We start from the raw sequence: 20,040 nt of genomic DNA, 5'->3' as shown, positions 1-20,040 counted from the left end.
CGCTAACCCGAATGTGACAACTTCCGGATCGCCTCCGCAACCGCGTCCGGGTCGACGAGCTGATGCAGATGGTGACCGGGCAGATGTTCGACCGGCCAGCCGCAGTCCGCGGCGATCGTCTCGTAGGGCGGCGCGAACAGCACGTATCCGCAGGTGCGGTGGTCCCAGCCGGGCGGCGCCGGGATGTGCTGCTCGTAGTAGGCCAGCGGAAGGCGCGGCTGCTCCGCCTCGACCACCCGCCGGGTCCGCGCGTCCGGGAACATCGGGGCCACGTCCGTTTCGTCCCACCAGCTGGTCCACGGCGGCAGGCGGCCGTCGGCGTCGGCCTTCGCCCGCAGGAACGGCAGGAACTCGGGGGAGACCACCGCGGTCGGGCCCGGCCGGGCCGGCACCGCGGCGTCCACGAACACCAGGGCCTCGACGGTACGGTCGGAGGCCGCCACCACCGACGGAACGAACAGGCCCGCGTTGCTGTGCGCGACCAGGACCACCCGCTCGCCGGCCGGGAGGGCGCCGATCGCCGCGGCGACGGTCTCCGCGACGGCGGGCCAGAACGGCGGTTCCGTGTCGGCCACGTGCAGCAGCGACGGGACGATCGAGCCGGGCAGACGATCCGCGACCGGCGCCCACGTGGCCGGGCCGACCGACGGGCTGTGGATGAGCACGTACGTGATTCCCATCAGCTCAGCCTGGCCGGTCACCGGCTCGCCCGGCGACCCCGTTCTGCTGTCGGCAGCGGCCCGGCCGGGCCTCAGAAGTAGTCGTGCAGTGTCGGCACGGGGCCGGCGGTCGCGGCGCGCAGGAATTCGTCGGTCGACGTGTCGCCGCCGGCCAGCAGACCGCTGCGGCGCAACTGCTGGGGCGTCGCACCGCCCGCATACCACGAGGCCAGGCCCCGGGGTGTCAGCCGCACGATCCCCGCGCCGCCCGGCTCCAGCCGACCGTGCCCGCCGCCCAGCACCAGCCGGTGGCGCCCCTGATGCCAGGGGCAGACGTCGTCCGCCAGGTCCAGGTCGACCTCGCCGGTCAGATGCGGTGGCCAGCCGCGCGCGGCGACCGCACCGGGCGCGTCGACGACACGCAGCATCCACGGGTGTGCGGACTCCGGCGCGGCGTCGCCCCGGGCCAGCAGCGACCAGACCGGGTCGGCGCCGCCCAGCCGGATCAGGACGGTCGGCGCGACACTGGCCCAGCCGCCGAGCATCGCCAGCAACGTACGCGTCGCGGCGGGCGTCAGCCCGATCAGATCCTCCACGGTGAGTCTGCCGCCGGCGTCGTAACCGGGGCCGCGATCCCATCTGGCGAATCCGACGACGGTGCCGGAGCCGTCGACGGCGACGGTGAAGCCGTGATGCTCGGCCAGCCGTTCGGCGGGGGCCGCGGCGAAGGCGGGCCCGGATCGCTCCATCATGCCGGTGCCCGTCCGGGCGACCTCGCGGTAGATCTCGTCGACGGCCGGGAGGTCGGCCTCGGCCGCCGGGCGCAGCGTCGTACCGGAATCGGGGCGGATCTCGGCCAGCACCCGGGTCTGCGCCCGGTGGTAGACCAGCACGCCGACCTCCTCCCAGCCCAGCGCCCGGTACGGCGCCGGGGTGGTGTCGAACAGCGAGCTGAGCACCGCGCCGCGTTCCCGGGCACTCTGCAACAGCCGGGTCAACACGAGCCGGCCCAGGCCACGCCCACGCAGCTCGGCGGCGGTCGCCACACCGGCGACGCCGCTGACCGGCACGACCCGGCCGCCGAACCACTGGTCCTGCTCCCGGTCGACCGCCTTGGCGACCATCCGCCCGGCCGGGTCGAAGACCCCGAGCGTGTGCCGGCCAGGGGAGTCCGAGACCCAGCCGTCCGGCATGGGCCGCTCGTGGTATCCGAAAGCCAGGCTCCCGAGATCCCACGCGAGCTGCTGATCCTCCGGCCCGAGCGGCCTCACCTGATACGTCACCCGGACATCCTGCCAGCCCTCAGGGGGCCGGTCAGGACGGGAGCCCGTCCCCGAGCCACCTGGTCAGGTTGAGCATGTTGCCGTCCGGGTCGAGCACGTGCGCGACCCGCTGACCCCACGGCATGTCGTTGGGCTGTCCCGGCACGCTGCCGCCGGCCGACTCGACCACCGGCAGCAACGCGTCGACGTCTGCCACCTCAGCGCTGAGGATGATCCGTACCGGTGCTCCGATCTCGGTGTTCTGCTCCTGCACGAGCCCGAGCGTGGTGGCGCCGATCCGCAGTTCGACGTAGAACTCGGCACCTTCCTCGGGCACTCGGAGGGTCTGCTGCGCACCGAGAACCGCCTCGTAGAAGGCGCGCAGCCGGGGCAGATCGGGCGTACCGACGATGGGCTGGATAGAGGTCATGGCTGGTAGACCGGACGGAACCCGGAGACTCATCGGTGGACGCCGTGCGGCTCAGGGTGTCCGGTCGCCGAACCATCGGGCCAGGTGGCCCACGAGTTCCACCTGGTCGTCGCCGATCCAGGCGACGTGGCCGTCCGGGCGCAGCAGCAGCGCCGGGACCTCGAGCGCCGCCACCGGGTCGGTGAGCCGGTCGACCCGGTCGGTCCAGCCGTCGGCGGTCAGCTTGCCGGTGCGGTCCAACAGCAGGCCACGCCCGCGGTGCAGCAGATCGTAGAGTCGGCCGCCCGTGACATCGGCGTCGGGCAGACGCCGGCCGACCAGGTCATGGTCGGTGCCGAGGTCGTACCGGACTCCGATCGCGGTGATCTTGTCCAGCAGGCGCCGGTTCACCTCGTCGATGTCCATCAGTTCGGTCAGCAGTCGCCGGGCCGCCCGTGCGCCGGGCTCGTCGGCCAGCAGAGCCGTCTGGGCGCGGGTGTTGTCGAGGACGTCGGCGGCGACCGGATGACGCTCGGCCTGGTAGGTGTCGAGCAGCGTCTCCGGTGCCCAGCCCGCGACCTGCCCGGCCAGTTTCCAGCCCAGGTTGAACGCGTCCTGGATGCCCAGGTTGAGCCCCTGCCCGCCGATCGGCGGGTGGATGTGGGCCGCGTCGCCGGCCAGCAGCACCCGCCCGACACGGTAACTGTCGGCCAGCCGGGTGGCGTCACCGAACCGGGACAGCCAGCGCGGCGAATGCACCGCGAAGTCGGTTCCGGCGAACTCCTCGAGCCGCTGCCGGAACTCCTCGATGGTCGGCGGCGCGCCGGAGTCCGCCGCCGGAACGATGACCCGGTACACGCCGGGACCGGCCGGCATGACCATGAACCGCCTGTCGCGCCGGGCGGCCTCCCGCATCGCGGTGCCGACCTCCTCCGGCGCTACACCGATCTCCATCTCGCCCATCAGGGTCCAGTTGCGGGCCGGCTCACCGGGGAACCCGACGCCGAGCAGTTTGCGGACCGTGCTGCGGGCGCCGTCGCAGCCGACGAGATAGCGGGCGCGCAGCCGTTGCCCGTCGGTCAGTTCGACGGTCACGCCGTCGTCGTCCTGGTCGAAGCCGGTCACGGCCAGACCGCGCCGGACTTGCGCGCCCAGCGCGATCGTGTGCTCTTCGAGCAGGTCGACGAGGACCGGCTGGGGGATGCCCAACAGGTAGGCGTGGGCCGAGTCGACGCCGGGGGGCGCCGGTTTGTCGATGGCGGCGAAGTAGGCGCCGGCCGGGCGCTGCCGCCCCCGCGCACGGACACGGTCCAGCAGCCCGCGCATGGCCAGCAGTTCAAGGCTACGGATGTGCAGGCCGACGATGCGGGCGAACGAGGTCGGCTCGGTGTCCTTCTCGAGGACGAGCACCCGTACGTCGTGCAGCCGCAGTTCGGCGGCCAGCATCGCACCGACCGGCCCGCAGCCGGCGATGATCACGTCGAAGTCCATTGGTGTTGCCTTTCGGGAGTGCCCAGATGGGTGGGGCGCTCCCGGCGACACCTAGCCCGGTCGCCTGACCGTGACGGAAAGGGGGAGCACCCACATCGCTGCAACGTTCATGGGTCTCACCTCCTCGGGTGGTGTCTCGGTCTGGTGCAAGTTACAAGGCCGGGTGCCCTCGCGTCCAGTCCGGGTCAGTGCGGCTGGACCTGACCGCTCAGGTCGCTGATCCGGCCCATCTGGTCGAAGGTGACCCGCATGTGGGAGCCGTCCGGGTGTCGGCCCAGGACACCGCCCTTGTTGTCGTCGACCCGCCAGCCCTGCTGACGCAGGAAGGACACCACCACGGTGCGGTGATCGACGGCGAAGGCCTGCAACACCTGCCCGAGGACGGTGAAGACCCGCTCCGGCGGAACCGCGCCCTGCACCTTCGACGGCAGGTTCTCCAGATGGAAGAAGATCGCGCCACCGTTGTACGTGCCCCGATAGTAGGGACGGCCGGTCAACCCGGACGCGACCAGCGACAGACGGTGACCGTCGATGTGGTCGAGCCGCAGCGACGGCTCGTAGAACTCGCGGATGCCCTCACCACGGCCGTGCTCCCGCAGCCATCCGGCGAGCTGGAGCAGTGTCGGGTCCAGGTTGCTGGCACTGTTGGCCCAGGCCCACAGCCAGGTGCGGTCAGCGTGACTCTCCGTGCCCAGCAACTGCACCGGGTAGCGCAGATCGTTACCGAACGTGACCAGACCGGCGTTCAGGTCGAGCTGCCAGCCGCGGTCGCCGAGCAGGTCGGCGAGCGCCAGCTGGCGAGCCATGCCGGTGGCGACATGCTGAGCGAACAGGGCTTCGAACGGGGACACGGACCGGCCTTTCGATCAAGGGAGCCGGTGCAGTGTGACATGCCTTTCGGCCGGTGCCGACCCCGCGGGTGGGCACCGGCCGGTCAGACATCAGACAGCGGGGAACGGAGCGATGTCCTGGGTGCACCGGGTTCCGGCCGGCGGCACCTCCCCATTGATCAGATACCGCGTATACCAGCTGGTGACACACGCGCTGTAGCGGCTCGCATGGCCGAAGCCGTCCAGCGTCAGCAACCGTGCGTTACCGAGCTGGCGGGTCATCCGGACCGCGAAGTCGTACCGGGTCGCCGGGTCGTAGGTCGGGTTGACGACCAGGACCGTCTGGGCGGGGCGGCGGTTCCACGGTCCGTCGTAAGCCTCCTTGATCACCGGCCAGTTGGCGCAGCCGACCTCGCTGAACGCCTCGGCCCGGCCGAAGGTCGGATGGGCCTTCTCGAAGGCGACCGCGAACCCCGGGTACAGCTTCGGATCACGCGGTAGCGGTGCGTCCGCGCAGTTGACCGCGAAGAAGGAGTCGTTGCCGTTGAACGAGTAGGCGTCACCGAGCCAGCCGCGCGCGGGTGGTGCCTTCGGCAGTCCGGCGCCGGTGGCCCGCAGCGCGGCCGGATCGCCGAAGACGCCGTCGTAGGCGTTCTGCAGCGTCTGCGCCGCGATCGGGAAGTTGCCCATGTTGTAGAGCTGCTGCCCGATGTACCCGGTCAGGTCGTCGATCGTGACGGTGCCCTCGCCGGGGATCTCGGCCGGTCCCTGGCGCAGCCGATCGCGCAGCCGGTCGAACTTGGCTCGGGCGTCGCCGGAGAACGCGCACGCCGCCCCGGCCCTGTCACATTCGGCGAGGAACCCGGCGAGCGCGATCTCGAAGCCGCCGGCCCGGCCGAACTTGTTCGCCAGCCGGTGGTTGGTCCGCTGGTCGGGGTCGACGTTGCCGTCGATGATGATCGCCCGCACCCGGTTCGGGAACAGGTTGGCGTAGGTGGCACCGATCAGCGTGCCGTAGGAGTAGCCGATGTAGGTCAGGCGGGAGTCGCCGGAACCCTTGCGGAGCAGGTCCAGGTCCTTGGCGACGTTCAGCGTGCTCATGTGGGTCAGCAGCGGGCCCATGTTCTTCTTGCAGGCCTCGGTGTACTCCCAGTTCGCGGCCAGGGTGTCGCGGATCTGAGTCCTGGTGATCGGCACGCCGGTGATCCGGCCGAGCACGGCCACGGCCTCTTCGTCGGTCGGGTAGCACTGGACCGGATCACTCGCGCCGATGCCGCGCGGGTCGAAACCGACCAGGTCGAACCGGGCCAGGACCTCGGGCGACGCGATCCGGGCCGAGGACCGGACCATGCCCCGTCCGGCGCCACCCGGGCCGCCGGGGTTCACGAAGATCGTGCCGATCTTGCGGGCCGGATCGTCGGCGGGGCGTCGGGACAGGGCGATCGTGGTGGTCGGGCCACCCGGTCGGTCGTGGTCGAGTGGCACCTCGTAGGTGGCGCAGTCGAAGCCCAGCAGGGCGGTCTCGGTGCACGCGGACCAGGTGATCGACGGGGCGGCCGCGGTCGCGGCGGCGGGCACGGCGAGGGCGGCGGCGGTGAGGGCGAGAGCGGCGCCCGCCCGTACGGCGAGTCGGCGCATGGACACTCCTTCCGATGGGAAGCAGGAACCTGCGCATGCTCTCACGTATTCAGATATGTCGCTGTCTCTTGGCGTGTAGGCGCCGGCCGCGGGTGCCGCCCGCGACCGGCGCGGCGCGGTCAGCGGACCTGTTCGGTGGCGCGGCGGCGGGCCTGGACCGCCGCGCGTAACGCCGGCCACAGGCGCAGGCGGCGGGAACTGTCGCATGCGGCCAGCAGACGGGCCAGCCCGTCGCGTTCGTGCGGTGGGACGAACAGCAGGACGATCACCATCGGCAGCACCGCCGCGATGATCTCGGTCAGGACCAGCAGGGCGATCGTGGTGGCCGCGGTCACGGCGAGGGCTTGCTCGAACACGGGCTTGCTCCTGTCTTCCGTGGCGGGCTCACCAGGTGAACGCGGCCACGGCGACCAACGCCAGGGCCGTGAGGGTGGTGAGGGTGACGACGACGGCCGCTGCCGCGGCCCGCAGCAGCGGACCGATGGCGGCGAGCGCCCGTCGGAGGGCCGCCAGCCCGACGATCAGGCAGACGACGGCGACGACCAGGCAGGCGGCCGGTGCGTCGAAAAGCGACATCAGAGTGGTGGAGAAAGACATGGTCGACCTCCGATCCGAGCGATGCGCCGGATCCGGCGCAGGTGCACCGGTGAGGGCCATGACCCCGATGTCGGAGGTCACGACGCCCCGTTTGTCGCGACCTCTGCGTGACCCTCGCCATGAATATGAGGCCTAATCCACATATAGGGCAATATTAATCGTCAAGTTTGAATGGGCTGATACGCCCGACGGGCCGGGAAAACCAGACGCATCCGCTCGGGACCGGCCAGACGGGGCGCGGATACGGCCTCGGATGATCGGATCGGACGGCGTCGAACCGCACGCGGGACCGAATCATGGGCCGAACCGGCGCGGTGCCCGGCGGTGGGGCCGGTGGTGCGGTGCGGCGGTGCGTCAGTGGATGGCGGCCACATGGAAATAGGCGACCGGCTGCGGGCCCTCGGTGATCACCAGGACCGCGCCCGGTGCGACGGTGAACGCCGGATCGTCCTGCGGGACCAGCCAGGCGCCCTCGGCCAGCGAGATCCACGCCCCCGGGTCGGTGATCCGCAGGACGAACGACGCCAGGCCGCTCTCGGCGTTCTGCGGCGGGAGGTAGGCCGTCGCGGCGTAGTCGCCGGTCTCGGGGTCACCCGTCGCCGGGCCGCAGGTGCGGCCGCCCTGCTCGGGGGTCAGCCAGACGACACGGCCCTGGAACGGCAACGGCTTTCCGAAACGCACCCCCGCATTGTCCCCGCCGGGCGAGCGCGCGTCGGGCGTACCCCCTCAGAGACCTAAGCGGTGCAGGGCGCGCATCACGAAGCCGCGCGTGGCGCGGGACCAACCGACTACATCGCGAAGGGATTCGCGGTCGGCGGCGTCGATCAGGACGGTCACCGCGGGTGGGTCGATTTCCAGACCCCGGCGGTACGCGGAAGCCACCGCGGCGGTGATGGCGACCAGATCACTGCCGGTGACCGTCATGTCCTGGAGTGTCGTGTCGATGGACGGGTCCGTCGTGGGGTAGTGGGCCAGCGCCAGGTTGGCGGAGGCGCGGGGCTGCTCGCGGTCCCGGGGGACGCGCAGCCAGGCGTCGACGACCGCCGGATCGGGTGGGAGCCGGGCGGTCAGGGCCGCGGCCCGGGCGGCCACGTCATCGTCCGGGTCGGTCAGCCAGCCGGTGATCGTCGGGAGGTGTTCCGCCGTGCGGTGGTAGCAGTCGGCGGCCCAGCGGACCGCGACCGCGTCCAGCAGGGTGATCTCGTCGTCGGTGAAGTCGTCCTCCTCGAGGTGGAAGCGGTTCACCAGCGCGGTGGTGTCGACCCGGTCCAGGATCTCGGTCCGGGCGAAGGCCGTCGCCGGATCGAGGGGTGGGTCGTCGTCGCCGACGGCGATCCTGGTCAGCAGGTGCAGGACGGCACCGCGGCCGGGGGTGTCCGGGGCGTCGATCAGCGCGATCAGGGACGGGACCACCCACTGGCTGACCTCCCAGCGGGTGCCCTGGTGGCAGACGCTGATCGCGAGCGCGTCCAGGGCCTGGTCGCGGGTGGCCGGGTCGGGGGAGCGCAGGGCGGTCAGGTGGGCGGGCACGTCGGATGCCGGGCCGTAGGCGTGGTGCAGTTGCGCCCAGGGGACCGTGCCGAGGTCGGCCGGCGGTTCGTCGATCATGTGGACCTCCGGGTCCACATTGTGCCGGGGAGGCTTCAGCCTATCTTCCTAGGATGCGCTGGGCGGGGTGACCGGTCGTGACTCGGCTGCGGGCGGCCGCCTGGACGGGCCGGAAGTGCTGATCGACGGCGGGCTGACGGTCGGGTTCGGCGCTGAGGTGGCGCGAGGCGCGGCGGCGCAGCGGGTCGCCGAATCGCCGAATCGCCGAATCGGCGGTCGGCGGTGAGGCCGGGTCAGGGCGTGGTCGGGGTGTAGGCGGCTCGGCTCAGGCGGATCAGATCGGTCAGGTCGGCCGGCGGATCGTCTCGCCACCAGGCCAGCCAGACGTCGATGCGTGGGGCCTGGCGCAGCATCCGGTAGGCGACGCCGGGGCGCGGGTTCTGGTTGGCGGTGGCCTCCGAGGTGATGCCGACCGCCTGCCCGGCCGCGATCAGCAGCAGCCACTCGTCGACGCCGTGGGTGGTGCGGACGTTGGCCGGCGCCGGGCCCGGCGCCCACAGGTCGAGGGTGGTCGTCCCGGTACGATCGTCGATCGCCACCGGGTAGCGGGTCAGGTCGCTGACGTGCACGGTCCGGCGCCGGGCGAGCGGATTGTCGGTGGCGACCGCCGCGCACCTGGCCTCGGTGCCGATGTGCGCCGACTCGAAGCGGGGGTCCTCGAGGGCACGGCGCACCACCGCCACGTCGGCGGTGCCGTCGCTGAGGCCCGCGCTCGGGGTGTTGGTGTGCACGAACACCAGGGGAGTGCCCGGGTGCAGGGCCGCCCAGGTGCGCTGCAGGCGGCGGGTGTGTTTGCCGAGGGCGGCCCACGCGTACCCGAAACGGAGTTCGCTGCGTTGCCGTTCGGCGAGGCGGCTCAGGTGGGTGACCTCGTCCAGGATGCGGCGGGCCCCGGCCAGGACCTGTGTGCCGGTCCCGGTCAGCGTGACGTACCGGGTGGTGCGCTGGAGCACGCGGACGCCCAGCGCCTCCTCCAGCGCTGCCACCGACCGGGACACCGCTGCCTGCGAGACGCCGAGCTCGGTCGCCGCGTCGGTGAACGTGCCGGTGTCGACGACGGCGACCAGCGCACGCAGATGACGCAGCTGCAGATCCATGCGCTCAGCGTATAAGTCGAGCGCGTCGCGTATTTCTCCCCGGCCCCACCGGACGTCGACACTCGTGACATGACGGTTGCGGTCGAGGAGCGAACGGTGACACGGCGGGGCTCACGGCTCGCCGGGCTGGCGATGATGATGGGCGGAGCCGCCAGCAACCAGACGGGTGCGGCGATCGGCGCGCACGCGTTCGACCTGATCGGCCCCTCGGGTGTGGTCGGCGTCCGGCAGTTCGTGGCCGCGTCGGTGCTGCTGCCGGCGGTGCGTCCGAACCTGCGCCGGTTCACCTGGGCGCAGTGGTGGCCGACGATCCTGCTCGGCACGGTGTTCGTCGCGATGAACCTGACCCTGTACACGGCCATCGACCGGATCGGGCTGGGGCTGGCGGTCACCCTGGAGTTCCTCGGGCCGCTCGCGGTGGCGCTGGCCGGTTCCCGCAGCCGGCTCGACCTGCTGTGCGCGGTCGGGGCCGGCGCCGGGGTGTACGTGCTGGTGCTGCCGTCCGGCACGAGTGACTGGGTGGGCATCGGCTGCGGGCTGGTCGCGGCCTGCTGCTGGGCGGCCTACATCCTGCTGAACCGGCTGCTCGGCCGGCGTCTGCCGGGGCTGCAGGCGACCGCGGCGGCGACCACGGTGGCCGCGGTGCTGACCCTCCCGCTGGTGACCGTGCTGGTGGTGCAGGGCCGGATGACACCGATGGCGCTGCTGTACGGCGTGGCGGCGGGCCTGATGGCGTCGGTCGTCCCGTACGCGATCGACCTGCTGGCGCTGCGCCGGGTGCCGACCGCCTACTTCGGAGTGGTGATGAGTGTCCACCCGGTGTTCGCGGCGCTGGCCGGGTTGATCCTTCTCGGACAGGTCCTGGCGCTGCACGAGTGGATCGGGATCGCCGTGGTGGTGGCCGTCAACGTGGTCGCGGTCAGGCAGAATGCGGGACGTGGCTGAGCAACTGGTTCATTCGACCGCGAACGAGGTCACCGGTGGGGTGTGGCGGGTCGAGCACGGTGCCGGGACGGCGATCCGCAAGGTCGTCAACGCGCGACGCGACGGGGCGGCCGCGCACCTGGCGGCCAGTGCCGATCCGGGGCATTTCAACTACTGGCGTCGGGAGCCGCTGGTCTACGAGACCGGGCTGGCGGCGTCGGCGTTCGCGGCCGGTGGGCTGGGCGGGCCGGCGCTGATCGCGGTGAACCCGCTCGGTGACGACGCGATCGAGATGCTCCTGGAAGACGTCCAGGGCACGGCCGGGATGTCACTCGACACTGCTGAGCTGGGCGATTGTGCGTACCGACTCGGGGTCGCGCAGAGCGGATGGGCCGGTGACCCGCCGCGGACCGCCTGGCTGGCCCGGGATTTCCTCGCCGATTACACGCTCGCCCAGCCGGTCCCGGATGATCTTCGCTGGGATCATCCGGCGGCCGAGGCCGCCCTTCCGGCGGCGTTGCGTGCCGGGTTGCGGCGGTTGTGGGAGCGCCGGTACGAGCTGATCGAGGCGTCGGCCGCGCTGCCGCGCACCCTCTGCCATCACGACGTCTGGCCGATGAATCTGATCGGTTCCGGTCGCGGGCCGGTGCTTCTCGATTGGGCGTACGCCGGACCCGGCGCCCTGGGTGAGGACGCGGCGAACCTGGCGCTGGACACCTTCTGGGACGGCTACACCGACGTGGCCCGGCTGCCGGCCGTGGTCGAGGCGGTGATCAGCGGTTACGCCCGCGGAGTGGCCGAGGTGCTGGCACCGGCCGAGGCGCGACGGGCGATCATGGTGACCGGCGCGACGAAGTACTTCTGGCTGCTGCCGCGGATGCTGGTGTCGGCGTGGAGCAGCCCGCGCGGCCGAGGTTACGACACCCGTGACTGGGAGTCGATGTTCGCCGGCCGCGCCCCGATGTTCCAGCTGATCGTGGACTGGTCGGAGTCCGTCTGACGGCTACTCCGACCGTGGCGATGCTGTGATCGAACAGTCGAGCACTCGGCCGTCCAGAGTGCCGATCACCAGCCGGTTCGCTCCCGCGCATGCCAGGGAGAGCGGGACGACCCGGTGGCCGTTCACCAGTAGCTGCCGGCGTACCTGCACCGCGCCGTCCTCGGCCCGCAGGATGACCAGTTCGCCCGAGGTGAACGCGACGTGGACGAAGTCGTCGTCCACGTCGAGTGCGGTGGCCTGGTGGTCGGCGGTGAAGACCCATTGCGGCTCGCCCGTCGGATACGCGCGGCGTGCCACGAAAGCGTTCCCGGGCAACAGCCCGGCACCGTTGTGCACGGTTCCGGCATGGACGAGCGCCGGCCCGGCACGATCTTCGAGGTAGGCGCCACAACCGCCGAACAGGTGCCCACCGCGCGCGGTATCCCATTCAAGAGGAAACAGCTGCCGCACCCGCCCGTGCGGTGTGTCCACGGCGACCACCCATTTGTCCCGGTGGGGTTCATCGCCCCGACCCTGAAGGAACAGCAGGTCGGGGGCGTACCGAATGTCGAAGTAGTGATTGAACAGGTCGTAACGACCCAGATGGACGGCCTCCGGTTGTGTACCGCCGGGATCGATGAGTGTGACCTCGCCGGTCATCGTCGTGGCGTCGTGTTCGGTGTCGCGTAGCGCCCACCGGCCGTCGGCCCGGGATACCAGGATGGCGGGGGATGCCGCCTGGTGGGTCTCCCGAACGTCGCCGTCGTTGAGGTCGACCTCCACCACCACGCTCGGCTCACTCGTCCATCGGCCGCCGTGGAAGGCGTGCGGGGTTTGTGTCAAGGTCAGCGCTGTTCGCCCGTCCGGCAGCGGGGTCACCTGGCAACCGGTACCGTCGGTGGGCACCTGCCAGGCACGGGCCTCGGACGTCGGTGTCCAGCATTCCAGAGCGATGCCTTCCAGAGCGGCGAGAGTACGGCCATCGGCGAGTGCCTGCACCGCCCAGACCGCGCGGCGGGGCGTCCAGGCGAGTCCTCGTTCCATGCACAGTCGTTCCACGGCGGCGGCAGCGAGAGCGGGATCCGTTCGAGATTCGCCCAGATACGGTTCTTCGCCGTAGGGCATACGCAGCATGCCTGCGGTGGCCCGGGTCCAGTCGTCACGGCGGATGGTGCAGGCCAGAGATGTGGTGCCGAACCGCTCCTCATCGTCGTCGCAGCCAACGGCGAGCACCAGTGCGAGAGTCTCTGGATCCTGCCAGGTGAGCTGCCGGACCTCCCGGGGATGAGCCAGCAGCGACACGGTCGCACCGGTGGACAGGTCCAGCAGGAGCAGTTCGCCTTCGTAGGACCATCCGCCGTCGTACGAGCCGGTGCCGATCGCCAACAACGGCAGGGTGGGATGGAAGGCGAGCGCTTTGGCCGGCCATTCGGTAGTCAGATGGAACAGGCAGGTGAGATCGTCGGAGCGGTAGACCGCCGTCGGGTCCCAACCCGGATTCGGTCGTGATCGACGAGAGACGTCGCGACCGTGCCATTGCGGCCAAGCAAGCGCCCCGCCCACCGCGATGAGCGATTCGTCGGGCGAGGTTGCGGTGACGCGTGGCCGGCCGATCTCGCAGAAGGGGACGGCACCCAGCACCCGGTCCACCCGGGCCTCGAACGCGTTCACCGGTTACCGGAAAGCTCGATTCTTTTGATCATGGGGAGATCCTGCCGTCATGGACCCCCGTATGCAAGCCACCGGTGTTCCCGGTCGTCGTTGCGACTGGTGGCGGCCTGGCCCGGAGCAGGCGCCGGTTTCGTGATTCGGTATCCGGACTCATGACGTGTGGTCCCGCCTCGGATAATGATCGTCATGACGGTGCGGTATGGCGAGGTCCTCGAGTCCCTGCGGCAGGCGTACGACAATGGCGCCGAGTGGCGCGACGGTCTCACCAAGGAGCCGTGGAAGCTGGTGGAGCGGCAGACCTTCCAAGATCGGCTGGCGGCCGGGGCCCGGCTGCTCGAGGTGGGTGCGGGCACCGGGCAGGACAGTCTGTTCTTCCAGCAGCAGGGGCTGGCGGTGGTCGCGGTCGATCTGTCGCCGGTGATGGTCGAGCACTGCCGGGCCAAGGGGCTGGAGGCGTACGAGCGGGATTTCCTGCACCTGGACTTTCCGGACGGATCGTTCGACGCCGTGTTCGCGATGAATTGCCTGCTGCACGTGCCGAACCGGGATCTCCCGGCGGTGCTGGCGGCGATCCGGGCGGTGCTGCGCCCGGGTGGTCTGCTGTTCGTCGGTGTGTACGGCGGCGCCGAGAGTGCCGAGGGGCCGATCGACGGTGACCAGCATGTGCCGCCGCGGTTCTTCTCCTGGCGTACCGACGAGCAGCTGCTCGGCTTCGTCACCGACGCCGGCTTCGACGTGGTGGACTTCCACCCGGTCGACACCGGGCGTGGTTTCCGTTTCCAGTCGTTGACGCTCAGTAGCTCTCTGTGAGCCTGTGCCGTCGCGAATAGCAGAGAATGCGAACCCGCGACTGAGTGATGGTGGTCTTGCGCTCGGAGCGACCTGGACCGGCTACGCCGCCCAGCGACGTTGCGCTCCGGCCACCGCTCGGCAGGGGCGGAATGGCAAGTCCGTAACCTTCGGCTATGAATCGACGGGGATGGAGCCTTGTAATCGTCGCCGCCACTGCGCTCGCCCTGGTGTCGCTCGCCTCGAATGTGACGACCTTGAGCCAGCTCGAAGGCAAGGCCGACACGCTGCTGGCCGGCCGCTTAACCCTCAGCCAACTGGTCAACGCAGGGACGGTCTGGGCAGGGCTGGCAGTGATATCCGGGTGGCTTGTCCGCCGCCCCGCCTCGGCCGTTGCCGCCGGCATCGTCGCCCTGCTCACCGCTTGCGTCGTGCACTACGGCATGGGGCTCGCCTTCGGAATGTTCGATCCGGACGTCTGGACTGCGAACCTGTATTGGCTCCTGGCCGCGATGGTCATGGGCGGACCGCTCGGCCTGGTGGGCGCGATCGCTCGCCGACTGGACTGGTGGGGGATCGCGGCCCGGCTTGTCGTTCCCATCGGAGCCGTGCTGGAGCCATTCGTCCTCGGTCGGTTCACCACCCCCGCGATCCTGCCTTGGCCGAACCACATGGCTAACGCCATCAGCGGATTGGCGCTGTTGACGGTGGGAGTGGTGGGCTGCTTCTACGTCCTCGTCGCCAACCGGAGGCGGCAAGCAACACATGGTCGGCCTGCTACCGCCGAGTCGTGAACTCGGTTCCCTGTGGTCGGGGAAAGCAGAAATGCAGCGTCATCGCCTTGACCAGAACCCGATACGCGGTTCGAAATCGCGACACCTCGATACCGGATGCCGTCAGTATGTTGCACTTCGTGGCTATGAGCGGACTGCTGCTCGTTACCGCGGTGCGGGCCTGGTGATCAGTTCCGGGAGTTCCTCGTGCCAGCATGGCTGGGTTGTTCGGACACGTACCCGGGCGAAATCGACGTAGGCGCCCTGCGGCGGTTTCAGCTCCAGCGTCCAGGTGCCGAGAACACACTGGTAGCGGACCTCCCACCCGTCGTTTCTCTCGAACAGGCGGCTCCCGTTGCCCCCGGAGCTGGATGTCGTCTGGGAGTTGACGAAGCCGTGTTCGGTGAGCCAGGCCGCGGTAAGCGCGACGTCTTCGGGTTCGGTGAACTCTCCGGTGCCGGTCTCCTCCAACGCGGTGAGAGAGAATCGCCCTTCGTCGTCAGGTCGCCCTACGACGACTTCGATCGTGGTGTCGTCGCCGAATCGCAGCGTGAATGCCGGATCGAGATCGTGGGTCTGCCGCAGATCCTCCAGGTGTGTCGTGTGGCGCAGCCGTCCGGTCTGGACGTCCTCGACAACGACCGGGAACGGACCGAAGGCGAACGAACTGTTGGCCCACCACTCCAGCTGCGCTTCCACGAGCTCAGTATGACCGGACCGCTCGGCGCGGCCGGCAGGTCTCATCCAGCCCACGGCGGTCGGTCGAGATTCATCCGGGACACCCAGGGCATCGATGCCGGCAAGAAGATCGTCGGCCGACTGTTCCTCGTGATCGTCACCGCGACCGGCGTCAGCGACGACATGGTCGGCATGGACCTGCTCAGCCGGGCCGCCACCACAAGCCCCACGCGCGCCACGGCGGGGGCCGATGCATCAGGCGCCCTCTCGGCCGGTAGGCCAGGGCAGCGACTCCCACAGCGCCGGGTGGCGGGTCAGGTGGATCAGGCGGTCGGCGAGCCGGCGGTGGGCCGGAGTGCGGGCCGAGCCGCCCCACAGCGGGGCGCTGCTCATGCCGTCGGCCGCGGCCACCACCAGGGCCAGCACGTCCTCCGGGAGGCCGTCGGCGACCAGGGCGGCCTCGATGCGCTCGGCGTCGGCCCGGGCCACGTCGGCGACCGCGGGCAGGGTCATCAGCTGGGTGATCAGGGCCAGCGACTCGCGGGCCTCGTCGTCGGTGCCCGGCGCGAGCACGGCGCGGATGTAGGCGCGGGTCAGACGGCCGGGTGCGGTGTCGGCCGGATCCGACTCGGCGTCGACGGCGGCCTGGAACGCGGCCAGCTCCGCGTGGACCAGGGCCATGATCAGGTCGTCCTTGCTGGCGAAGTGGTAGATCAGCCCGCCTTTGGAGACTCCGGCGAAGCGGGCGATCTCGTCCAGTGAGGCGTGGATGCCGCGCACCCGGATCGCCTCGGCGGCGGCCGCCAGCAGCGCCCGCCTCGTCTCCTCCGGTGACCGGCCCGCTGTGCGTCCCACGTCCGACAACCTACCTACGCCCGGGGTGTGCGCGGCGACGGGATCAGTCGCCACGCCACCAGTGCGGCGGCGAACGTCAGCGCGGCCGCGACCAGGGACGTGACCTGCATGCCGGCGATGAACGCGTCGCGGGCGGCGTCGGCGGCGGGCGACTGTGGGCCCAGCACCCGCAGTGCCGGGCCGAGCGAGTCCCGTACCGCCGCGGTGTCCTCGGCCGACAGGCCGGAAGGGATGGTCACGGCGTCGCGGTAGACGAACGACACCAGCGACCCGAGGACCGCGATGCCGAGGACGACGCCGAGCTCGTTGGCGGCCTCGGTGATCGCCGACACCGAGCCGGCCTTGCGCGGCGGCGCCGCGGAGACGATGGCGTCGCCGGTCAGCGTCATCGCCAGGCCGATGCCCAGACCGATGGGGATCAGAGCGAGACCCAACCAGAGGTACGGGCCATGCGCGGCCGCCGCGACCAGTGCGAGGCCGGCGGCGGCCGCCGCGAGACCCACGGCGATGGCCCGGCCGCGGCCCAGTCGGGTCACCGCGACGCCGATCAGCGCGACGACGGCGATCGAGGCGAGCGTCGCCGGGAGCTCGGCCAGGCCCGCCTCCAGGGGGCTGTGGCCGCGGGCGAGTTGAAGGTACTGGGAGAAGAAGAACAGCAGTCCGGTCAGTGCGAAGATGGCGATCACGTTGGCGGCGACCGCGCCGGAGAACGCCGGGCTGCGGAACAGTTCCACGTCGAGCATCGGCTGGTCGAGCCGCCGTTGCCGGCGCACGAACAGCATTCCGGCGATCGTGCCGGCCAGCACGCATCCGATGGTGACCGGGTCGAGGCCGTGGCCGGCGACGTGTTTGATCGCGAAGACCAGCGGGACGATCGCGGCCATCGACAGGGCCGCCGAGAGCACGTCGAAGCGGCCCGGCTCGGGGTCGCGGGATTCCGGCAGCAGCAACCATCCGGAGACCAGGACCAGGATCATCACCGGCACGTTGATCAGGAAGACCGAGCCCCACCAGAAATGCTCCAGCAGGAAACCACCGGTCAGCGGGCCGATCGCGGAGCCGGCGCCGAAGGCGGTCGACCAGATGGCGATGGCCCGGGCCCGCTCGGTGTCGTCGGGGAACAGGTTGCGGATCAGCGACAGCGTCGACGGCATCAGGGTGGCCCCCGCCACGCCGAGCGCCAGCCGGGCCGCGATCAGCTGCTCCGGGCTCCCGGCGAACGCGGCCAGCAGCGACACCACCCCGAACGCGGTCGCGCCGAGCAGCAGGATCCGCTTGCGGCCGAACCGGTCGGCCAGGTTGCCCATCAGCACCAGCAGCCCGGCCAGGGCCAGCGAGTAGATGTCACCGATCCAGAGGACCTGCTCGGCGGTGGGGGACAGGTCGGCGGTGAGCGCGGGTACGGCCAGGGCCAGCACGGTGTTGTCGATGGCGAGCAGCAGCACCGCGGCGGCCAGGACGGCGAGGGCGGCCCAGCGGCGCCGTGGTGGGGCGTCGGTCGGTGACAGGAGCATCCCCGAACTGTACCGACTGGTCGGTACAGTTCGTCAGGGCTGAACGGTGTGACGTGGCCGCCCACCGGCCCCTCGCCGCAGCGCGGACGCCCCGGTCGGCCGCGGCTGTTCGGGGACGGTCAGGAACCTGTCGTCGCGGCGCGCTCGCGGTTGGCGCGGATCTCGTCGTGGTGGTCGGCGGCCCAGCCGATGAGCGAGGTGACGATCTCGTGCAGGCCGCGGCCCAGCGGGGCGAGGGTGTACTCGACGCGCGGCGGGACCTCCGCATAGGCGGTGCGGGTGATCAGCCCGTCCTGCCCGAGCTGGCGAAGCGTGAGGCTGAGCATGCGCTGGGAGATGCCGGGGACCTGCCGCTGCAGGTCGGTGTAGCGCAGCGGTCCGGACTCCAGGACCGCGATGATCAGCAGGCTCCACTTGTCGCCGACGCGGTCGAGGGTCTGGCGGATGAAGTCCATGTGCTCGGCGGGGATGGCCGCGCACGGCCCGATCGCCGCCGCTGCCGGCGCCTCTGCTCCGTCGACCGTCTCCATCACGCACATTCCTCTCCGGCACGCACACGAATGTGCCTTTTGTATCGCCCTCCATGCTGGCCTACCGTTGCGCTACACACAAGTTGTAAGAAATGGAGGTATGTGATGAAGGTGGATATTTGGTCCGAGGTGACCTGCCCCTGGTGCGGCCTGGGGAACCACCGGACGGCTAGGGCCATCGAGCGGTTCGAGCACGCCGATGAGGTCGACCTGGTCCACCACTCGTTCCCGCTCAGCAGCAGCTTTCCCGAGGGAGAGACCCTCTCCGTCCGCGAGGCCCTGCTCCGCCGGCACGGCGTGGGAGGCGGCCAGGCCGAGACCGCGACCCGGCGGATCGAGAGAATCGCCGAGAGTGAAGGGCTGACGCCGTACCGGGTGCTGGACAACAGGGTCGGCAACACCGATCTGGCGCACGAGTTCCTCGCCCACGCCAGTGCCCAGGGTAGGAACCGCGAGGCCTGGGACGCGATCTTCACCATCTACTTCGGCCGGGCCGAGCCGGTCTTCTCCCTGGACGACCTGCTGGGGCTCGCCGACGGACTCGGCCTGGACCGCGAGCAGACCCGCCAGGCCCTCACCGACCACCGCTACCGAAGGCAGGTTCGCGACGACGCGGCCCGCGCCCGGCGCCTGGGGGCGACCGGTGCGCCGTTCATCGTCGTCGACGGTCGCTACGTCGTGCCCGGCGCCCAGGACAGCGACAGCCTCCTTGAGCTGCTGCGCAAGGTCTGGGACGCCGGCCGCCCGCGCACCCGCCTCGGCGATGCTCCGGTCTCCGCGAAAGGCATTTGATCACCATGACCGACCTCCTGGTACTCGGCGGCAGCGGCCGCACCGGCGCTCACGCGCTGGCGTACGCGGCTCAGCGCGGCCACCGCGTCCGCGCTCTCGTCCGCAACCCCGACAAGGTGCAGGCACCGGCCGGCGTCGAGCTGATCCCGGGCACCCCGGCGAACATCGACGACATCCGCCGGGCCGCCGAAGGCACCGAGGCGGTGATCAGCGTGCTGTCCAACGCCCGCGCCTCCGACAACCCGTGGGCCAAGCCGGTCAGCCCACCGATGTTCATGACCGTCGCCGCCCGCCACACGCTCACCGTCATGGGCGAGCAGGGCATCCGCCGCATCGTGCTGACATCCACGCAGGGCGCGGGCGACGACTGGGGCCGGCTCAACCCGCTGGTCAAAGCGTTCATCAAGCTGTCGAACATCAAGGCAGGCTTCGCCGACCACACCGGCGTCGACCAGGTCGTCCGCGCCTCGTCCGGCATCGACTGGACCCTGGCCCGCGCCGTGGCCCTGACCGACGAACCCGCCGGTGGCCCCGTGCGGGCCGCCTTAGCCGGCACCGAAGTGCCCGGCGCACGGATCAACCGCGCCGACCTCGCCCGGTTCCTCGTCCAGACGATCGAGGGCGACGCCTGGACCCATCGAGCGCCCCTGGTCTGGAACGCGCCCGGCTGAGAGCCCCCGCAGACCGCGCGTGGCCGCCGCCAGGTCGTGGTCACCGGACAGGCGGAACACGATCCACAGGCGCTCGTCGAGCAGTCCGCGCGGCTGCGGGTCCTGGGTGCGAGGCCGTGGTCGTCGGCCGATCTGGACGCTGTCCGGGTAGCGGTACTGGAGTCTGTAGGGGTCGGAGCCGGTGAATCTCCAACCAACTCCACCGGGCCGACCCGCGCCACGAAAATCCGCCCATTGTCGGCCTCTGGAGGACGGCTTGCCCGCGGGGCGCGG

The 20,040-nt window shown here is 70.8% G+C and carries 23 protein-coding genes; 7 read left to right on the top strand and 16 right to left on the bottom strand.

The genetic code is table 11. From position 1 onward, the window contains the following. Window positions 1-2: 2 nt before the first annotated feature. The 10 genes from Q0Z83_RS16080 to Q0Z83_RS16035 all read right to left on the bottom strand — a co-directional run bounded on the left by Q0Z83_RS16080 (window position 3) and on the right by Q0Z83_RS16035 (window position 8,494). Window positions 3-680, bottom strand: a complete 678-nt coding sequence (locus Q0Z83_RS16080) for an alpha/beta hydrolase (RefSeq protein ID WP_317794734.1) — start codon at window positions 678-680, stop codon at window positions 3-5. Window positions 681-751: 71 nt separating this feature from the next. Further along, window positions 752-1,942: a GNAT family N-acetyltransferase gene (locus tag Q0Z83_RS16075; protein ID WP_317794733.1), complete on the bottom strand. Its 1,191-nt coding sequence runs from the start codon at window positions 1,940-1,942 to the stop codon at window positions 752-754. A gap of 31 nt (window positions 1,943-1,973) precedes the next feature. Next, window positions 1,974-2,351 (bottom strand): VOC family protein, encoded by a 378-nt coding sequence (locus tag Q0Z83_RS16070; protein ID WP_317794732.1) that lies wholly within the window; start codon window positions 2,349-2,351, stop codon window positions 1,974-1,976. Between the two features lie 51 nt (window positions 2,352-2,402). Continuing rightward, complete coding sequence (locus Q0Z83_RS16065; RefSeq protein ID WP_317794731.1) at window positions 2,403-3,821, bottom strand: FAD-dependent monooxygenase; 1,419 nt, start codon at window positions 3,819-3,821, stop codon at window positions 2,403-2,405. A gap of 185 nt (window positions 3,822-4,006) precedes the next feature. Further along, on the bottom strand, window positions 4,007-4,672 hold the full coding sequence (locus Q0Z83_RS16060) for a DUF6882 domain-containing protein (RefSeq protein WP_317794730.1): 666 nt from the start codon (window positions 4,670-4,672) through the stop codon (window positions 4,007-4,009). Between the two features lie 90 nt (window positions 4,673-4,762). Further along, window positions 4,763-6,289, bottom strand: a complete 1,527-nt coding sequence (locus Q0Z83_RS16055; RefSeq protein ID WP_317794729.1) for an alpha/beta hydrolase — start codon at window positions 6,287-6,289, stop codon at window positions 4,763-4,765. 119 nt (window positions 6,290-6,408) lie between these two features. Next, a complete protein-coding gene (locus Q0Z83_RS16050) occupies window positions 6,409-6,645 on the bottom strand; it encodes a hypothetical protein (RefSeq protein ID WP_317794728.1) in 237 nt (78 codons plus the stop codon). A gap of 28 nt (window positions 6,646-6,673) precedes the next feature. Further along, window positions 6,674-6,886, bottom strand: a complete 213-nt coding sequence (locus Q0Z83_RS16045; RefSeq protein ID WP_317794727.1) for a hypothetical protein — start codon at window positions 6,884-6,886, stop codon at window positions 6,674-6,676. A gap of 354 nt (window positions 6,887-7,240) precedes the next feature. Further along, window positions 7,241-7,567, bottom strand: a complete 327-nt coding sequence (locus Q0Z83_RS16040) for a hypothetical protein (RefSeq protein WP_317794726.1) — start codon at window positions 7,565-7,567, stop codon at window positions 7,241-7,243. 45 nt (window positions 7,568-7,612) lie between these two features. Further along, window positions 7,613-8,494, bottom strand: coding sequence for a hypothetical protein (locus tag Q0Z83_RS16035; protein ID WP_317794725.1), 882 nt, complete (start codon window positions 8,492-8,494; stop codon window positions 7,613-7,615). A gap of 67 nt (window positions 8,495-8,561) precedes the next feature. On the opposite strand from Q0Z83_RS16035, the gene Q0Z83_RS16030 reads away from it, so the two are divergent. After that, window positions 8,562-8,720, top strand: coding sequence for a hypothetical protein (locus tag Q0Z83_RS16030; protein ID WP_317794724.1), 159 nt, complete (start codon window positions 8,562-8,564; stop codon window positions 8,718-8,720). Between the two features lie 7 nt (window positions 8,721-8,727). On the opposite strand, the gene Q0Z83_RS16025 is transcribed toward Q0Z83_RS16030, so the two are convergent. Next, window positions 8,728-9,591 carry a LysR family transcriptional regulator gene (locus Q0Z83_RS16025; RefSeq protein ID WP_317794723.1) on the bottom strand — a complete coding sequence of 288 codons (864 nt, stop codon included), beginning with the start codon at window positions 9,589-9,591 and terminating at the stop codon, window positions 8,728-8,730. 96 nt (window positions 9,592-9,687) lie between these two features. Here Q0Z83_RS16025 and Q0Z83_RS16020 point away from each other — a divergent pair, with 96 nt between their 5' ends. Both Q0Z83_RS16020 and Q0Z83_RS16015 read left to right on the top strand, forming a co-directional pair. Beyond that, window positions 9,688-10,536, top strand: coding sequence for an EamA family transporter (locus Q0Z83_RS16020; RefSeq protein WP_317794722.1), 849 nt, complete (start codon window positions 9,688-9,690; stop codon window positions 10,534-10,536). After that, complete coding sequence (locus Q0Z83_RS16015; RefSeq protein ID WP_317794721.1) at window positions 10,529-11,515, top strand: phosphotransferase family protein; 987 nt, start codon at window positions 10,529-10,531, stop codon at window positions 11,513-11,515. Before Q0Z83_RS16020 ends, Q0Z83_RS16015 begins: the two co-directional genes overlap by 8 nt. A gap of 3 nt (window positions 11,516-11,518) precedes the next feature. Here the strand turns inward: Q0Z83_RS16015 and Q0Z83_RS16010 are convergent, their stop codons facing one another. Beyond that, window positions 11,519-13,165 carry a hypothetical protein gene (locus tag Q0Z83_RS16010; protein ID WP_317794720.1) on the bottom strand — a complete coding sequence of 549 codons (1,647 nt, stop codon included), beginning with the start codon at window positions 13,163-13,165 and terminating at the stop codon, window positions 11,519-11,521. 177 nt (window positions 13,166-13,342) lie between these two features. Here Q0Z83_RS16010 and Q0Z83_RS16005 point away from each other — a divergent pair, with 177 nt between their 5' ends. Further along, window positions 13,343-13,975, top strand: a complete 633-nt coding sequence (locus Q0Z83_RS16005) for a class I SAM-dependent methyltransferase (protein ID WP_317794719.1) — start codon at window positions 13,343-13,345, stop codon at window positions 13,973-13,975. A 155-nt stretch (window positions 13,976-14,130) separates the two neighbouring features. Then, the gene (locus Q0Z83_RS16000; RefSeq protein WP_317794718.1) at window positions 14,131-14,748 is read left to right on the top strand and encodes a hypothetical protein; all 618 of its coding nucleotides are present in this window, start codon (window positions 14,131-14,133) and stop codon (window positions 14,746-14,748) included. 144 nt (window positions 14,749-14,892) lie between these two features. Here the strand turns inward: Q0Z83_RS16000 and Q0Z83_RS15995 are convergent, their stop codons facing one another. The 4 genes from Q0Z83_RS15995 to Q0Z83_RS15980 all read right to left on the bottom strand — a co-directional run bounded on the left by Q0Z83_RS15995 (window position 14,893) and on the right by Q0Z83_RS15980 (window position 18,304). Then, window positions 14,893-15,426 carry a hypothetical protein gene (locus tag Q0Z83_RS15995; RefSeq protein ID WP_317794717.1) on the bottom strand — a complete coding sequence of 178 codons (534 nt, stop codon included), beginning with the start codon at window positions 15,424-15,426 and terminating at the stop codon, window positions 14,893-14,895. 234 nt (window positions 15,427-15,660) lie between these two features. Beyond that, complete coding sequence (locus Q0Z83_RS15990) at window positions 15,661-16,260, bottom strand: TetR/AcrR family transcriptional regulator (RefSeq protein ID WP_317794716.1); 600 nt, start codon at window positions 16,258-16,260, stop codon at window positions 15,661-15,663. Window positions 16,261-16,274: 14 nt separating this feature from the next. Continuing rightward, window positions 16,275-17,774, bottom strand: a complete 1,500-nt coding sequence (locus Q0Z83_RS15985) for an MFS transporter (protein WP_317794715.1) — start codon at window positions 17,772-17,774, stop codon at window positions 16,275-16,277. A 119-nt stretch (window positions 17,775-17,893) separates the two neighbouring features. Further along, window positions 17,894-18,304 carry a winged helix-turn-helix transcriptional regulator gene (locus tag Q0Z83_RS15980; protein WP_317794714.1) on the bottom strand — a complete coding sequence of 137 codons (411 nt, stop codon included), beginning with the start codon at window positions 18,302-18,304 and terminating at the stop codon, window positions 17,894-17,896. 105 nt (window positions 18,305-18,409) lie between these two features. Between Q0Z83_RS15980 and Q0Z83_RS15975 the strand changes: the two genes are divergently transcribed. Next, complete coding sequence (locus Q0Z83_RS15975; RefSeq protein WP_317794713.1) at window positions 18,410-19,096, top strand: DsbA family oxidoreductase; 687 nt, start codon at window positions 18,410-18,412, stop codon at window positions 19,094-19,096. A 5-nt stretch (window positions 19,097-19,101) separates the two neighbouring features. Beyond that, complete coding sequence (locus tag Q0Z83_RS15970; RefSeq protein ID WP_317794712.1) at window positions 19,102-19,767, top strand: NAD(P)-dependent oxidoreductase; 666 nt, start codon at window positions 19,102-19,104, stop codon at window positions 19,765-19,767. Window positions 19,768-20,040 lie beyond the last annotated feature (273 nt).

This window comes from Actinoplanes sichuanensis, assembly GCF_033097365.1.
GTDB classification, from domain to species: Bacteria; Actinomycetota; Actinomycetes; order Mycobacteriales; family Micromonosporaceae; genus Actinoplanes; species Actinoplanes sichuanensis.
The sequence above is the reverse complement of the archived record's forward strand: the minus strand, read 5'-3'. Positions and strand labels throughout refer to the sequence as shown.

Excerpts from the sequence above, each read along its gene's own strand:
- Q0Z83_RS16065 (WP_317794731.1), bottom strand. The coding sequence starts at position 3,821 with ATGGACTTCGACGTGATCATCGCCGGCTGCGGGCCGGTCGGTGCGATG.
- Q0Z83_RS16055 (WP_317794729.1), bottom strand. The coding sequence starts at position 6,289 with ATGCGCCGACTCGCCGTACGGGCGGGCGCCGCTCTCGCCCTCACCGCC.
- Q0Z83_RS15985 (WP_317794715.1), bottom strand. The coding sequence starts at position 17,774 with ATGCTCCTGTCACCGACCGACGCCCCACCACGGCGCCGCTGGGCCGCC.
- Q0Z83_RS16035 (WP_317794725.1), bottom strand. The coding sequence starts at position 8,494 with ATGATCGACGAACCGCCGGCCGACCTCGGCACGGTCCCCTGGGCGCAA.
- Q0Z83_RS15970 (WP_317794712.1), top strand. The coding sequence starts at position 19,102 with ATGACCGACCTCCTGGTACTCGGCGGCAGCGGCCGCACCGGCGCTCAC.
- Q0Z83_RS16045 (WP_317794727.1), bottom strand. The coding sequence starts at position 6,886 with ATGTCTTTCTCCACCACTCTGATGTCGCTTTTCGACGCACCGGCCGCC.
- Q0Z83_RS15975 (WP_317794713.1), top strand. The coding sequence starts at position 18,410 with ATGAAGGTGGATATTTGGTCCGAGGTGACCTGCCCCTGGTGCGGCCTG.
- Q0Z83_RS16005 (WP_317794719.1), top strand. The coding sequence starts at position 13,343 with ATGATCGTCATGACGGTGCGGTATGGCGAGGTCCTCGAGTCCCTGCGG.
- Q0Z83_RS15980 (WP_317794714.1), bottom strand. The coding sequence starts at position 18,304 with ATGGAGACGGTCGACGGAGCAGAGGCGCCGGCAGCGGCGGCGATCGGG.
- Q0Z83_RS16025 (WP_317794723.1), bottom strand. The coding sequence starts at position 9,591 with ATGGATCTGCAGCTGCGTCATCTGCGTGCGCTGGTCGCCGTCGTCGAC.
- Q0Z83_RS16000 (WP_317794718.1), top strand. The coding sequence starts at position 14,131 with ATGAATCGACGGGGATGGAGCCTTGTAATCGTCGCCGCCACTGCGCTC.
- Q0Z83_RS16070 (WP_317794732.1), bottom strand. The coding sequence starts at position 2,351 with ATGACCTCTATCCAGCCCATCGTCGGTACGCCCGATCTGCCCCGGCTG.
- Q0Z83_RS16080 (WP_317794734.1), bottom strand. The coding sequence starts at position 680 with ATGGGAATCACGTACGTGCTCATCCACAGCCCGTCGGTCGGCCCGGCC.